This window comes from Nonomuraea thailandensis (genome assembly GCF_024172165.1).
Taxonomy (GTDB): Bacteria; Actinomycetota; Actinomycetes; order Streptosporangiales; family Streptosporangiaceae; genus Nonomuraea; species Nonomuraea thailandensis.
On sequence record NZ_JAMZEB010000002.1, the window covers coordinates 8,952,279 to 8,965,976 of the forward strand.

General features: G+C 74.0%; 14 protein-coding genes. 7 read left to right on the plus strand and 7 right to left on the minus strand.

Translation table 11 applies throughout. The features are described from left to right. Positions 1-17: 17 nt before the first annotated feature. A complete protein-coding gene (locus HD597_RS44895; protein WP_253752329.1) occupies positions 18-1,298 on the minus strand; it encodes an amidohydrolase family protein in 1,281 nt (426 codons plus the stop codon). 61 nt (positions 1,299-1,359) lie between these two features. On the opposite strand from HD597_RS44895, the gene HD597_RS44900 reads away from it, so the two are divergent. Then, entirely contained in the window at positions 1,360-1,863 is a 504-nt protein-coding gene (locus HD597_RS44900) for a MarR family winged helix-turn-helix transcriptional regulator (RefSeq protein WP_253752332.1), read from the plus strand. Positions 1,864-1,902: 39 nt separating this feature from the next. On the opposite strand, the gene HD597_RS44905 is transcribed toward HD597_RS44900, so the two are convergent. After that, a complete protein-coding gene (locus tag HD597_RS44905; protein ID WP_253752335.1) occupies positions 1,903-2,760 on the minus strand; it encodes a haloalkane dehalogenase in 858 nt (285 codons plus the stop codon). Positions 2,761-2,842: 82 nt separating this feature from the next. Here HD597_RS44905 and HD597_RS44910 point away from each other — a divergent pair, with 82 nt between their 5' ends. From HD597_RS44910 to HD597_RS44925, 4 genes are all read left to right on the plus strand, one after another. Further along, positions 2,843-3,301, plus strand: a complete 459-nt coding sequence (locus HD597_RS44910; RefSeq protein ID WP_253752338.1) for a MarR family winged helix-turn-helix transcriptional regulator — start codon at positions 2,843-2,845, stop codon at positions 3,299-3,301. 81 nt (positions 3,302-3,382) lie between these two features. After that, a complete protein-coding gene (locus HD597_RS44915) occupies positions 3,383-4,573 on the plus strand; it encodes a helix-turn-helix domain-containing protein (protein WP_253752341.1) in 1,191 nt (396 codons plus the stop codon). 91 nt (positions 4,574-4,664) lie between these two features. Then, the gene (locus HD597_RS44920) at positions 4,665-4,859 is read left to right on the plus strand and encodes a hypothetical protein (protein WP_253752344.1); all 195 of its coding nucleotides are present in this window, start codon (positions 4,665-4,667) and stop codon (positions 4,857-4,859) included. After that, the gene (locus tag HD597_RS44925) at positions 4,856-5,110 is read left to right on the plus strand and encodes a hypothetical protein (protein ID WP_253752347.1); all 255 of its coding nucleotides are present in this window, start codon (positions 4,856-4,858) and stop codon (positions 5,108-5,110) included. The genes HD597_RS44920 and HD597_RS44925 overlap by 4 nt, the downstream gene beginning before the upstream one ends. Positions 5,111-5,155: 45 nt before the next feature. Here the strand turns inward: HD597_RS44925 and HD597_RS44930 are convergent, their stop codons facing one another. Further along, entirely contained in the window at positions 5,156-5,968 is an 813-nt protein-coding gene (locus HD597_RS44930; RefSeq protein WP_253752350.1) for an alpha/beta fold hydrolase, read from the minus strand. A gap of 77 nt (positions 5,969-6,045) precedes the next feature. Here HD597_RS44930 and HD597_RS44935 point away from each other — a divergent pair, with 77 nt between their 5' ends. Both HD597_RS44935 and HD597_RS44940 read left to right on the plus strand, forming a co-directional pair. Further along, complete coding sequence (locus HD597_RS44935) at positions 6,046-7,143, plus strand: sensor histidine kinase (protein WP_253752353.1); 1,098 nt, start codon at positions 6,046-6,048, stop codon at positions 7,141-7,143. 11 nt (positions 7,144-7,154) lie between these two features. Further along, positions 7,155-7,814, plus strand: a complete 660-nt coding sequence (locus tag HD597_RS44940; protein WP_253759740.1) for a response regulator transcription factor — start codon at positions 7,155-7,157, stop codon at positions 7,812-7,814. Here HD597_RS44940 and HD597_RS44945 read toward each other — a convergent pair. From HD597_RS44945 to HD597_RS44960, 4 genes are all read right to left on the minus strand, one after another. Further along, positions 7,778-8,551 (minus strand): ABC transporter ATP-binding protein, encoded by a 774-nt coding sequence (locus HD597_RS44945; protein WP_253752357.1) that lies wholly within the window; start codon positions 8,549-8,551, stop codon positions 7,778-7,780. The genes HD597_RS44940 and HD597_RS44945 overlap by 37 nt on opposite strands. Beyond that, the gene (locus HD597_RS44950; protein ID WP_253752361.1) at positions 8,548-10,929 is read right to left on the minus strand and encodes an ABC transporter permease; all 2,382 of its coding nucleotides are present in this window, start codon (positions 10,927-10,929) and stop codon (positions 8,548-8,550) included. The genes HD597_RS44945 and HD597_RS44950 overlap by 4 nt, the downstream gene beginning before the upstream one ends. A 96-nt stretch (positions 10,930-11,025) precedes the next feature. After that, positions 11,026-12,462: a serine hydrolase domain-containing protein gene (locus tag HD597_RS44955; RefSeq protein WP_253752365.1), complete on the minus strand. Its 1,437-nt coding sequence runs from the start codon at positions 12,460-12,462 to the stop codon at positions 11,026-11,028. 12 nt (positions 12,463-12,474) lie between these two features. Beyond that, positions 12,475-13,650, minus strand: a complete 1,176-nt coding sequence (locus tag HD597_RS44960) for an MFS transporter (RefSeq protein ID WP_253752368.1) — start codon at positions 13,648-13,650, stop codon at positions 12,475-12,477. Positions 13,651-13,698 lie beyond the last annotated feature (48 nt).

Genomic DNA, 13,698 nt, shown 5'->3' on the forward strand with positions numbered 1-13,698 from the left:
TCTTCCCGCGGCGGCGGTCACACCGCGACCACCGCCCCGGCGCTCTCCGCCAGGCTCGCCAGGACCGCCGCCAGGTCGTGATGGAGAATCTGCCCACGACTCTTCAGCACACGCCCCGCGACCATGACCGTGTCCACGCAACCGGTGTCGGCGTTCAGCACGATCGCGCCGATGGGGTCGTGCGCGGCGGCCATGCCGAGCGTGTCCGTACGCAGGAGCTGCAGGTCGGCCTGCTTGCCCGGCCGCAGCGAGCCGACGACGTCGCCGAGCCCGAGCACCTGGGCGCCCTCGATGGTGGCCATGCGCAGCGCGTCGCGGGTGGTGAAGCCGAGGCCCGCGCCGCCGGGACGGCCGCGTTCGAGGAGGTGGGCGGTGCGCATCTGGCTGAACATGTCGCCGGGCGAGCACACCACCGTGTCAGCGCCGAGCCCGGTCGGGATGCCCGCCGCCCTGAGGTCGCCGGTGGTGGGGTAGCCGATGCCGAGGTTCATCTCGTCCACGGGGGCGATCGAGGCGGTGGCGCCGGCGGCGGCCAGGCGCTTGAGCTCCTCGTCGGTGTAGTACAGCGCGTGCACGAACGTGGTCGGGGTGGCCAGCAGCCCGTGGTCCTCCAGGAACGCCAGCCCCTTGACGGCGCTCTGCCTGCCGCGCCCGCCCAGGTGCGCGGTGACCGGCAGACCCAGCTCGGCGGCCACGCGCCACTCGGCCAGCGCGTGCTCCTCGCTCGTGATCTCCGGCCCCAGGGCCGCGACCGCCATCGTGACCAGGCCGGGCGTGCCGAAGTGCGTGTCGTGGACGCGCCGGGTCTCCTCGGCCAGGACGCCGTGCCGGCCGGCGTGGCAGTAGCCGAAGACGGCCCTGATGCCGGACTCGCGCAGCGCTCGTACGGCGGCTTCGGTGTGCTCGGGGCTGTACTGGGCGTGGGACCAGTCGAGCAGCGTGGTGACGCCGGCGTCGAGGCACTCCAGGGCGCCGGCCAGGTTGCCCGCGTGGAGGTCGCGCGGGCGGTGGCGCGGGGCGAGCTCGGTCATGATCCGGCGCATGTAGCCGCCGAAGTCGATGTCGGGCGCGACCGCCCTGATGCCGGCCTGCCAGGTGTGGCGGTGCGTGTCGACGAATCCGGGCAGCACGAGCCGCCCGGTCGCGTCGATCACCTCGGCGCCCGGCTCGGCGGGCAGGTCGGGGCCGACCGCGGTGATGGTGTCGCCGTCGACGCGTACGTCCGCCCGGCCCAGCACCACCGGCTCGGGCTCGGTGTCGATGACGACCCCGTTCTTGATCAGGATGGTGGATGTCATAGCGGAAAGCTTAAGAAGAAGCTTTTCAAAAAGCAATCCGCTGATGGGTATCCTCGATCTCGTGAAACCGGACGAGATCGACGCGATGGTGCCCCGCTGGCGTGAGGCGGGCCTGTCGTCGTCGCTCATCGCCACCCTGGAGCTGGGCAAGCGCATCTCGCGGCTCAACATGCTGTTCGAGCAGGCGATCAAGAACGATCTGGCGGAGCTGGGGCTGACGTACGCCGAGTTCGACGTGCTGGCGGCGCTGCTGCGCGCGCCCTCCCGCCGGATGCGGCCCAGCGAGCTGGCCAAGTCGCTCTTCCTCACCTCCGGCGGCATCAGCAACGTGCTGCAGCGGCTGAGCACGGCCGGCTACGTGGAGCGCGAGGCGGACGAGGGAGACGCGCGCAGCCGCTGGGTACGGCTCACCGGCGAGGGGCGGCGCATGGCGGCGGCCGCGCTGGAGACCACCGCCGGCGCCTATCACGACGTCAGCGCCGGCGTCCCCGAGGAGGTCGTCCGGCAGGCGGCGGACGACCTGCGCGAGGTCCTGACCCACCTGGGCCGCCGCCGCTACCGCTGACCCCACAGACCCTGCGGGTCGCGGTCGCCACCGCCGGCCTCACAGACCCTGCCGGGCCGCCCAGGCGGTGACGGCGGCGGCGATGGCGTGCGGGCTGTCCTCCGGCGCGTGGTGGCCCGCCGGGCCGCAGTGCTCGATCTCCAGGGCGGCGATGTTCTCCGCGCACCAGGCGGCCATCGGCTCGGTGACGAGCAGCGTCGGCGAGGAGTCGAAGGTGAGCAGCAGCTTGGGCACCTCGCCGCTGCCCGCCAGCCACCTGCTGTAGGCCTCGATCCGCTCGACCACGTCGACGGGCTCGCCGTCGATCGGCTGCGAGCGCGCCCACTGCAGCAGCGGCCGGCGGCTCTCCCGCGTCGGGTACGGCTCCAGGTACGGCCGCCGCTCCTGCTCGCTCAGCGGGTGCAGCACGCCTCCGGTGAAGGCGGTCTCCAGCAGGAGGTTCTGGTCGAGCACCAGCGTCTCGCCCTCGGCGCTCCTGATCATCTTCGACCTGGCCCGCGGCCCCTCACCCAGCTCGGCCAGGCTCAGGGGCCGCACGAAGGTCTCCAGGAACGCCACGCCGCGCGTCCGCCCCGGGTGGCGGGCCGCCCAGTCGAACGCCAGCGCGCCGCCCCAGTCGTGCCCCACGAGCACCACCTCGTCGAGCCCCAGCGCGTCGAACCAGGCATCGAGGTAACGGGCGTGGTCGGCGAAGCGGTAGGCCAGGTCGGGCTTGCCCGACCTGCCCATGCCGATCAGGTCGGGGGCGAGCAGGCGGCGGCCGGGCCCGGCCACGCCCGGCAGCACCTCGCGCCACATGTGGGAGGAGGCGGGGTTGCCGTGCAGGAAGACGAAGGGGACACCCTGCCCGGACTCCTCGTAGTGCATCTCGGAGTCGAGCACCTTGATCTCAGGCATGATCGGTCCTTTCCAAACCGTTAGTGGCACTAACGAAGTTACATCGTTAGTGCCACTAACGCAAGCGGATAGGATTCGGCACGTGACGCACGAGATGGACGAGCAGGCCACCCCTGAGGCGCTCCGCGCCCTGCCCAGCCGGACGTTGTCCCTGGTCGCGATGTACTCCGACCGGCTCTTCAACGAGGGCCTCGGCGCGGTGGACGCCCGCAGGTGGCACTACGCCGCGCTCGCCGCGCTGCGCGAGGCCGGCCCCGTGAGCCAGGCCGAGCTGAGCAGGCGCACCGGCATCTACCGCAGCGACATGGTCGCCGTCGTCAACGAGCTCGAAGAGCGCGGTCACGTCGAGCGCGCCCCCGACCCCGCCGACCGCCGCCGCAACGTCATCAGCATGACCGCCTCCGGCCGCCGCCACCTGGAGCGGCTCGACAAGCTGATCGAGAGCCTTCAGGACGACCTGCTCGCGCCCCTGACCGGACCGGAACGTGAACAGTTCTCCGCTCTGCTCGCCCGCCTGCTGGCCCATCATTCGCGGCGCTGAGCAGCGCGGAAACCATGGCAGCCACACATCGGGAGCCCTAGCCTGAGTGCAGTTGGGACCGATCCAGGAGGCGTCACGCCCATGGCCGAAATCAGCACCGGGCAGATGGTCAGGCTCCAGCGCGAGCGCCGAGGCATGAGCACCACCGCGCTGGCCACCCAGTCCGGCTGCACCCCCAGGCACATCGAGCTGATCGAGCACGGCAAGAGAACACCCTCGCTCCCCCTGCTGCGGGAGATCGCCAAGGTCCTGGGCGTGCGCACCGCGGTGCTCCTGGGAGAGACCCCGCGCGACTCCCACGAGCCCAGCAGGCCGCAGATCAGCGACATCGAGCGAGCCCTGTTCACCAGCCGGTCGCTGGGGCCCGACATCGAGCCGCCCGACGCCGAGCAGCTCTCCGAGCGGGTGGCGGCGGCCCGCAACGCCTGGTTCACCTCGCAGCGGCGCTACTCGATCCTCATGGCGGCGCTGCCGTCGCTCGTCACCGACGCCGAGAGCCTCGCGCTGGAGCGCACGCACCGCTCGTACAGCGTGGCGACGGACGCGTACCTGCTGGCCAGAGGGGTGCTCAAGCACCTGCGGCGGGTGGACCTCGCGCATCTGGCCGCCGACCGGGCGATGCGCTTCGCCGAGGAGTCCGCCGATCCGCTGATGATCGCGTGGGCGTACTGGAACCTGGGGCAGTCGATGTTGTCGGACGACATGCACCAGATCGCCTACGACGTGGCGCGGCGCGGCATCGAGCAGCTCGAACCGCACGTCGGCGACGGCGACGAGCGCCACATCAAGGCGCTGGGCGCGCTGCACCTGCTCGCCGCCATCGGCGAGGCCCGCATGGGGGCCGACGACGAGGCCAGGGAGCGGGTACGCGGCCCGGCGGCGCGGCTCGCCGAGCGCGTCCAGGACTCCTCGGGCGCCTACGACCTGGCCTTCTTCGGCCCCACCAACGTCGCCATCCACATGGCCAGCATCGAGAACGACACCGGCCGCCCCGAGGCGGTGCTGCACCTGGCCGACGACATCGACCTGCGCCGCACGCCGTCCATCGAGCGCCGCACCACCCACCTCGGCCACGTCGCCCGCGCCTGCGAGGACACCGGCGACGACGCCGCCAGCCTGCTCCACCTGCTGCGCATCGAGCGCGAATGCCCCGAGGAGCTCGACCACAAGCTGCTGCTGCGCGAGATGGTCCGGTCGCTGGCGCGGCGGGCCAGGCCGTCGTGGGCGCCGGAGGTGCGCTACCTCGCCGAACGGCACGACATCCCCATCTGAGCGCGCCGAACTCTGAGTTCGCGCGATACGAACGGGGAGATCTTTCGCCAGAGTTCGTCACGCAGTGGCGCGCCGGTGCGACTCTGCGTCCATGACCACAGCGCCGAGTGCCGATTTCGTCATGGAACGACTGCTCCAGGAGGCCACGCGAGAGTTCCCCGGGTGGTCGTTCGAACGAGATCACTCCGGATGGACCGCCGTCCACGACGAGATCCGCCTCACCAGGCCCAGCCTGGCCGCCCTGCGTGCCCTGCTGCGCGTGCACCGGGCGGCACGGAGAAGATGACGGCGGCGCCGTTCGAGGCCGAGTGGCCGCTGGCGGGGCGGCAGCTCGACGCCCTGCGCAGCACGTACCCGGCGTGGGAGATCCACTTCCGCGTCGACGCGCCCAGCGCTGCCCGCTGGACGGCCGTCCTGCTGCGGCCCATGACCGCGCGGTTGTCGGCACACGGGGTGCGGGAACGCGTCGGGTGCCCCGACGCCATCACGCTCGCCTCCACCCTGGCCCGCCAGTCCGGCCTCCTCCACAAGGGCTGACACCCGCCTCCCCTTCCGCCCGGCCTCCCCGAGGCCGGGCCCGGCTTAGGCGAGCACCTCGGCGGCGAGGGCGGCCACGACGGCGGCGACGCGGTCCGGGGCCTTGGCGTGGGCCGAGTGACCCTGGCCGGGCAGCAGCACGCGCCGCGCGTGCGGAAGGGCGCCCTCCAGCGCGTCCAGGCGCTCCCCCAGGTGTGCAGGGCTGCGGTCGCCGCCCAGCAGGACCACCGGAGCCTGGATGCCCGCGTACGCGTCCAGGCGGACCCCGAGCGAGTCCATGGCGACGTTGTCCTCGATCTGGCGCGGGGCCAGGGCGCGCATCCTCGGCGTCACCGCCACGAAGCAGCCCACCAACAGCGCGGCCCAGCCGGGCAACCCCACCGTGTCGCGCACGAAGACCCGCATGGCGCGACCGGGGCGGCCCGCGGCGATGGCGGCGCGGGTGCGGCGGTGGACCTCGCCGTCCGGTCCTCCCAGGGGCGGGCCGATGACGACCGGGGGCTCGTAGAGGACCGCGCCCGCGAAGGCGGACGGCGCCGCCACCATGGCCTCCAGCGCGATCACCGCGCCCGACGAGTGGCCCGCGAGCAGCACCGGCCCGCCGCCGGCGGCCTCCACCACCGCGAGGACGTGCCCGACCTCCTGGGCGACCGTGCACGGGGCGCCCTGGTCGAGGTCCAGCCGGTAACGGCGGCGGTGGAGGCGGACCGCCCGGTGGCGCGGGGCCAGCCGCGCGGCCACCGCCGCCCAGGAGGACCCGTCGTCCAGGCCCGGGTGCAGGATCAGGATGGCGGGGCCGGCGCCCTCGTCGACGGCTCGCGCCTCCGTCCCGTCGGCGGCCTTCGCTGTGATGATCATAAGCCCGCTCCTTAGCGTCGCCAAGGGCAATTTAGCGCCGCTAAGGAGGGCTGGCAACAGCGGGTTAGGTTGGGGATGTGATCGCCGGGGCCGTACGCGGGCGGTGGCGCTTACCCTCCTGGGCGAGCGACGCCGGGGCCGCCGCGGTGGTGCTGGCCGCGGAGCTGGGGCTGGCGCACTACGGGCTCGGCGTCAGGGTCGTGCTGCTCACCGTGGCCGGCGCGGGCCTCATGCTGCTGCGGCGCCGGCACCCCGCCTGGGTGGCCGTGGCGGCGGGGGTGCTCTACCTGATCGGAGCCCAGCCGCCCCAGTACGACGCCCCCGTCAGCGCCGTGATGATCGCCCTGTACAGCGTGGGCCGCCACGCCTCCGGCCGGGTGGCGATCGGGGTGGGAGCGCTGGCCCTGCCCGTCGGCGCGGTGTCCTCCGGGCTCATGACCGACGCGTCGCTGGCCGCGTTCCTGACCGTCGTGCTGACTCCCGCGGCGCCGATCGCGGGCGGGCACATCGTCCGGCTGCGCGCCGAGCTCCTGCACAGGCGGCAGCAGCAGGCGGCCGAGCTCGCGGTACGCGAGGAGCGCCGCCGCATCGCCCGCGAGCTGCACGACGTGATCGCCCACCACGTCAGCGTGATGTCCCTCTACATGGGCGTGGCCAGGCGCACGATCCCCCTCGACGCCGAGCGCGCCCAGGAGACCCTGCGCACCGGCGAGGACACCGCCCGCCAGGCGATGGCCGAGATGCGGCACCTGCTCGACGTGCTGCGCACCGACGGGGAGCCGGTGGACGACCAGGCGGACGTCGGCGTCGCGCGGCTGCCCGCGCTGGTCGAGGCGTCGGGGAACGCCACGCTGGAGGTCGCCGGCGAGGCCGTCGAGCTGCCGACGACCGTGGACCACGCGGTGTACCGCATCGTCCAGGAGGCCCTCACCAACACCCGCAAGCACGCGGCGGGCGCCCGGTCGCGGGTGCGGCTGGCGTACCGGCCGGGGCTGGTCGAGGTGGAGGTCGGCGACGACGGGCAGCCCCGGCCCGGCGACGTCGGGGTGGGGCTGGGGCTGGCGGGGATGGCCGAGCGGGTGTCGCTGTGCGGGGGCGAGCTGCGCGCGGGGCCGTCACCGCGGGGCGGGTTCGTCGTGCACGCTCGTATCCCACTGATGGAGAAGAAGACGTGATCCCTCAGGACGTGATCAAGGTGCTGATCGTGGACGACCACGCCGTCGTCCGCACCGGGCTGCGGCTGCTGCTGGAGACCGCGCCCGGGCTGGCCACGGTGGGCGAGGCGGGCGACGGCGCCGAGGCGGTGCGCCGGGCCCACGACCTGCGCCCCGACGTGGTGCTGATGGACCTGTACCTGCCCCGGGTGGACGGCGTGGCCGCGACCGAGCGGATCACCGCGGAGCTGCCGGAGGTCAGGGTGCTCGCGTTGAGCACGTTCGACCTGGAGGAGCACGTGGTGGCGGCGCTGCGGGCGGGAGCGTCGGGGTTCCTGCCCAAGGACTCCTCGCCGGAGGAGCTGATCGAGGGCATCAGGGTGGTGCACAGAGGTGAGGCGGCGGTGGCGCCGCGGCTGCTGGTCGGCCTGATCGAGACGTTCGTCCGCCCCGCCAGGCCCAGGGCCGTCAAGCCCGGGCCGCTGCCCGAGCTCACCGGGCGGGATCGGCAGGTGCTGGAGCTGGTCGCGCGCGGGCTGTCCAACACGCAGATCGCCGGCGAGCTGGGGCTGTCGGTCTCGACGGTGAAGAACCGGGTGAGCGAGCTGTTCGGCAAGCTCGGGGTTCGTGACCGGGCCCAGGCGGTGATCGCCGCCTACGAGGCCGGGCTGGTCACACCCGGCCAGCCCTGACGCGGGCCGGCGTCTCCCGCGTCCCGGCTGGTCACGCCTGGTGAGCCCGGACGCGGGCCGGCGCCCTCGGTCGTCTCCGCCACCCGTCCGTCGGCGAGCACGAGCACGCGGTCGGCGTGCGAGGCGGCGTGCGCGTCGTGCGTGACCATGATGACGGTCTGCCCCAGCGTGTCCACGACGAGGCGGAGCAGGGCCAGGATCTCCCGCCCCGACCTGCTGTCGAGGTTGCCCGTCGGCTCGTCGGCGAAGACCACGTCGGGCCGGGCGACCAGGGCGCGGCAGATCGCCACCCGCTGCTGCTGGCCCCCTGAAAGCTCGTGCGGGCGCCGGTCCACGTGGGCGGCGATGCCGGTCCTGCCGATCAGCTCCGCCACCCAGCCGGGCTCGGCCGCGCGGCCCGCGAGCCGGGGCGGCAGCTCGATGTTCTCCCTGGCGGTGAGCGCGGGCAGCAGGTTGTAGGTCTGGAAGACGAATCCGATCCGCTCCCTGCGCAGGGTCGTCAGCTCGTGCTCCCCGAGCACCCCGAGGTCGTCGCCGCCCACGCTGACCGCGCCGGAGGTGGGCCGGACCAGCCCGGCTGCGCACTGCAGCAGCGTCGTCTTGCCCGACCCCGACTGCCCCGTCACCGCGGTGAACGAGCCGCGGGCGAAGCCGTGGCTGACGTCCTCCAGCGCGGTCACGGCGGACCCGCCCGTGCCGTAGACCTTGGTGACGTGATCGAGACGTACCGCGTTCATGTGAGTGCCTGCCTCTCGTCGCGCATGGCCGCGCGTACGGCGAGGCCCGAGCCTGCCAGCGCGGCCAGCATCGCGCCGGCGCCCAGCGGCGCCAGCCAGCCGAAGGGGATGAAGGACGTCAGGGCGGCCAGGCCGCCGGGCTCGCTCGCCGCGCACACCAGCACGGTCCAGACGGTGGCGGCCAGGGCCAGGACGAGCACGGGGACGACGGTGAGCACGCTCTCCCAGCAGACCGTCCGCGTGACCTGGCCGCGACCCATGCCGAGCCGCCGCATGCCGACGAACTCGCGCCCGCGGTCGAGCAGCCCCAGGCAGAGGCTGTTGACGGCCGCCACCAGGCTGAACAGCGCGATCAGCACGGAGACGTAGGGCAGCACGCGGTTGCGCCCGGCGTTCTCCTGCGCCTTGTGCCAGACGTACTCCTGCCGGGTCAGCGCCGCCGGGTGCGTGACCTCGCCGTAGGTGTAGATCCGCAGGTACGGCCCGCTAGCCAGGTGCGCGGCGGTGCCGTCGAGGCCGGGGAGCAGCAGGGACGCGAGCTCGGGCGTGTCCGGGTAGACGGCCGCCACCGTGTACGCGGCGGGCTCGCGGGAGCCGGGGAAGCGGATCCGCACCCGGGTGCCGGGCACGGCGCCGTTCCGGGCCGCCAGCGACTCCCGGAGCGCGACCTCGCCCCCGCGCAGGTCGTTCAGCGGCCGGCCGCGTACGGGCAGGTCGAGCACGCGGGTGAGGTCCCCCGTGACCACGGTGGCGTCCGTGGTGCGGCCGTCCATCGTGACCGGCATGGCGCGCAACCCGACGGCGCCGCCCCGGAGGAGCTCTTGCGACAGCCCGGTCTCCGACAGCAGCACGTGGCCGGCGGAGACCTCCTCCGCCGCCCGGGCCGCCGCGCGCCAGTCGTAGAAGAACTGGGTGCCGGTGACCACGCCGACCAGCGTCACGCCGAGCGTGATCGCCCCGACCGCCCCGGCGAACCTGCGATGGTTGAAGATCACGTTCGCCGTGGCGAGGAAGCCGCCCACCCGCGACCAGCGGCCCGCGGCGCCGCGTACGAGCCGGCCCGCGACCAGGACGACCCAGGGCGCCACCAGCCCGGCGGCGGCCACGACCAGGGCGAACATGAGGAACTGCGCGAGCAGCGTCCCCGTCTCGCCGCCGAAGTCCGTGAGCTGCCAGAGCTGGAGGGCGGAGAGCACGGTGGCCACGGCGGCCAGCGCCAGCCCGGTCAGCAGCCGGCCCCTGCCGATGCGCCGGCCCTCCTGGGGCGCCTCGCCGAGCGCGTCGCCCGGCCGGATCCGCAGGGCCCGGGCCACGGCCATGAGGCTCGCCGCCAGCGCCGCGGCCACGGTGAAGGCCAGCGTCCACACCATCGGCTGCGGCCGGTAGGTCAGCTCGAACGCCGTGCCGAGCGTGCCGAAGCCGCGCAGCCGGTCCGCGAGCACCGCCGCGACCGGCATGCCGAGCGGGATGCCCGCCGCCGTGGCGACGGCCGCGAGGATCAGCCCCTCGGCGAGCAGCATCCGCCTGAGCTGCCGGGGGTAGGCGCCGACGGCCCGCAGGACCGCCAGCTCCCTGCCCCGCCGCCGCACCGACAGGCCCATGGCCGCCGCCACCATGCCGGTCGCGACCAGCACCGTGGTGCCCAGCAGGAACCAGGGGGCGTTCAGCGAGCCGGAGGCCATACCGTTGCCCTCCTCCAGGCCGCGCGCCGCACCGGTGGCGACCCGCACCCCGCCCCCTTCGTACGGCGCCACGGCCCGCCCGACCGCCGCCTCCAGCGCCGCCGTCCCGACGCCCGGCCGCGGGTACACCCCGAGCGCGTCCACCCCCGTGCCGCGCCCCGCCAGCGCGGCGGCGTGCTCGTCGGTGAAGAACAGCGCCGTCTGGTGCCGCCACGGCCCGGCCGCCGCGGCCACGCCCACGACCCGGTGAGCCCGTACGACGCCGGCCGACTCGACCGTGAGGCGGTCCCCCACGCCGGTCCCCGCCCTGGCGGCGTCCACGACCACCTCGCCCGCGGCCCTGGGCGGCCGGCCCGCGACCAGCCGGAACGGTGTCAGCCGGGCGCTGGACCAGCCGTGCCCCCCGGCTCCCGGCCCGACGGGGAACGTGATCTCGGGGACCGCCGCGCCCACCTCCGGCAGCTCCCGCACGGCCGCGACCAGCTCGGGCGGGATCGCCCCCGCGACGCCGCCGGTCCCGACGACCAGGGGGACTCCCGCGAACCGCTCGACGTGGGGCCGCGCCCGCTGCGCCGAGTCGATGACGAACCAGAACGCCCCCACCATGGCGGCGGCGGCGACCAGGGTCACCAGCGCGCCGAGCGCGCTCCCCGGATGCCGGCGCAACGTCCGCCAGGCCAGCCACACCAACGTCATCCCTCCCCGGTTCCGCGATCTCCTTCCAGCCTGCTGGGGGCGGCGGCCGCGGTCGTCGGGCGCGGGGAGGAACCGCGGGCGGTACCCGGGGCCCGCCTAGGCCGTGACTTCGGGCGTGCCTTCGGGCGTGGCCCGCATGCCGACGTAGACGCACCGGGTGCCGTCGGCGAGGGTGGAGAAGACGACGGGCATGTGGTCCTCGCTGAAGGACGGGCCGGCGCCCGAGGCGGCGAACACCGTCTCCGTGACGGGAGCCAGCTCCATGTCCAGGGGCGGCGAGAGGTCCTTCATGCCGTCCACGAACTCGTAGCGCATGCGGCCCTCGGCCACGGTGATCACCACGCCCTCGCGCCGGTAGACGCCGGTCAGCGGCGCCCAGTCGATCGCGGGCGGCTCGGCGGCCGGGGCGAACGGCTCGGGCATGCGGATCCCGGCCAGCTCGCCGAGCAGCTCCGCGAACAGGTCGGCGTACAGGCGGCGGGCGGCGCCGCCGTTGGTGAGCAGGACCAGGGCCACGCCGGCCGAGGGGACAACGCGCAGGTAGCCGTACTGGCCGATGGCGGCGCCGTCGTGGCCGTAGCCGGTGACGCCGTCCCAGTCGTACAGGGTCCAGCCGAGGCCCCAGCCGTCGGCGCTGACGGTCCACTTGTCCGGGACGTCCGTCTCCCTGTGCTGCATGGCCGCGACGGACCCGGCGGACAGGACGCGGGTGCCGTCGGGGGCGAGGCCGCCGTCGAGGTGCATCCGGGCGAAGCGCGCCATGTCGCCCGCCGAGCTGATGATGCGGCCGGCCGGCCCGGCGGAGCGCGGCATCATGTCCCAGACCGGCGCGGGGTCGGGGTAGGCGCCGGGCTCGCCCAGGTGGCTCATCGCCACCCCGAAGCGCAGCGCCTCCTCCGGCAGCGTCATCGAGTGGTCCAGGCCGAGCGGGGTGAAGACGCGCTCCTTCAGCGCCTGGTCCCAGGTCAGGCCGGTCAGCACCTCGACGAGCCGGCCCAGGACGACGTAGCCGAGGCCGCCGTACGAGACCGCGGTGCCGGGTCGGCAGTCCAGGGCCACGGTCCTGGCGGCCTCGACGTACCTGGCCAGGCAGTCGTCGCCGCGACCGGTGTCGTGGTTGAAGTCGTTGGTCACGCCGCCGGTGTGGGACAGGAGCTGCCTGACGGTGATCGTCGCGGTGGCCTCGGGGTCGGGGGTGCCGAACTCGGGCAGCACGTCCGCGACCTTCGTGTCCAGCTCCAGCAGGCCCTCGTCCACCAGGCTCAGCACCAGGGCGGCGGTGTAGACCTTGGCGATCGAGCCGCTCAGGAAGACCGAGCCGGTCGTCACCTCCTGGCCCGTGCCGCGGTGCAGGACGCCCGCGGCCAGCTCGTGCACGGTGCCGCCGGTCAGGATGGCGAGCTGGGCGCCTGGCACGTGGTGCCTGTCACGCAGCTCGTCCAGGCGGGCCTGCCAGCGGGCCAGGTCCAGCCTGCGCCCCCGGGAGCCGGCCGCATCCCGGCCGCCCTGCTCGTCGTGGTTCACGTTCGTCATGATGATCTCCCTTTAGCGCGTGGTGAGGACGGGGACGGGCTGCTCGGTACGGGACCGCATGACCGCGTACGCGAGCGCGGCGGCGATCAGCACCCCGGCGGCGCTGATGAGGAAGCCGGTGGACATGGCGCCGGTGAAGCCGGCGGCGACCACGCTGCCCAGGACGGCCACGCCGAGCGCGGCGCCCATCTGCTGAATCGTGTCGTTGAGCGCGGAGCCGACCCCGGCCTGCTCCTGCGGCACGGCGCCCATGAGCGCGGTGATCGCGGCCGGCGCGGCCAGGCCCCCGCCTGCCCCGAGCAGGAACAGCGCGGCGCCGGTCACCCAGAACCCGTCACCGGCCGAGACGGTGGCCAGCAGCGCGAACGCCCCGGCGACGACGACCATCCCGCCGGAGGCCAGCGCCCGGTTGCCCACCCGGGCGCCGAGCGTCGCGCCGAGGGCGTTGCAGGCCAGCGAGGCCACGGCCATGGGGATGAAGGCTAGCCCGGCCTGCGTGGGCGTGTAGCCGAGCACGAACTGCAGGTACTGCGTCAGGACGATGAGCAGGCCGCCGTTGCCGATCTGGACCAGGGTGAGCGAGAGGCTGCCGCCGCTGAAGTCGGGGTTCCTGAACAGGCCCAGCGGGACCATCGGGTGCGGCGTGCGCAGCTCCCAGATCACGAAGGCGGCCAGCGCCGCCACCGCCGGCAGCGCGCTCGCCTGGAACGGGCCGTGCTCCGGCAGCTCGATGATCGTGCAGACCAGCGCGGTCATGCCGGTCATCGCGACCGCGCTCCAGGCGGCCATGGCCTTGCGCCGCTCCTCCTCGTCGAACACGGTGATCAGGATCGACAGGGTGCTCGGCATGATCAGCGCGCCGCCGACGCCCATCACCGCGCGGGCCGCGATGAGCTGCCCCGGGTCGCCCGCGACGGTGGCCGCCAGCGAGGCGAGCCCGAACAGCGCCAGCCCGATGATCAGGACCCTGCGGCGCCCGTACCGGTCCGACAGGCTGCCCGCGGTGAGCAGCAGGCCGGCGAACACCAGCATGTACGACTCCGTGATCCACTGGATGTCCTGGGCGCTCGCGCCCAGCTCGCCGGCCAGTGGCGGGATCGCCACGTTGAGCACCATGTTGTCGATCACCAGCACCGCCGTGCTCAGGCAGAGCACGACCAGGATCAACCACCGTCGCGGATGAGACATGACCTTCACCTTCTCGCGCACATCGTTTCGCAGATGCGAACACTGTAC

Bases quoted from the DNA above. Each gene is read 5' to 3' on its own strand.
- HD597_RS44895 (WP_253752329.1), bottom strand. From the start codon at position 1,298: ATGACATCCACCATCCTGATCAAGAACGGGGTCGTCATCGACACCGAG.
- HD597_RS44905 (WP_253752335.1), bottom strand. From the start codon at position 2,760: ATGCCTGAGATCAAGGTGCTCGACTCCGAGATGCACTACGAGGAGTCC.
- HD597_RS44915 (WP_253752341.1), top strand. From the start codon at position 3,383: ATGGCCGAAATCAGCACCGGGCAGATGGTCAGGCTCCAGCGCGAGCGC.
- HD597_RS44920 (WP_253752344.1), top strand. From the start codon at position 4,665: ATGACCACAGCGCCGAGTGCCGATTTCGTCATGGAACGACTGCTCCAG.
- HD597_RS44925 (WP_253752347.1), top strand. From the start codon at position 4,856: ATGACGGCGGCGCCGTTCGAGGCCGAGTGGCCGCTGGCGGGGCGGCAG.
- HD597_RS44930 (WP_253752350.1), bottom strand. From the start codon at position 5,968: ATGATCATCACAGCGAAGGCCGCCGACGGGACGGAGGCGCGAGCCGTC.
- HD597_RS44945 (WP_253752357.1), bottom strand. From the start codon at position 8,551: ATGAACGCGGTACGTCTCGATCACGTCACCAAGGTCTACGGCACGGGC.
- HD597_RS44950 (WP_253752361.1), bottom strand. From the start codon at position 10,929: ATGACGTTGGTGTGGCTGGCCTGGCGGACGTTGCGCCGGCATCCGGGG.
- HD597_RS44955 (WP_253752365.1), bottom strand. From the start codon at position 12,462: ATGACGAACGTGAACCACGACGAGCAGGGCGGCCGGGATGCGGCCGGC.
- HD597_RS44960 (WP_253752368.1), bottom strand. From the start codon at position 13,650: ATGTCTCATCCGCGACGGTGGTTGATCCTGGTCGTGCTCTGCCTGAGC.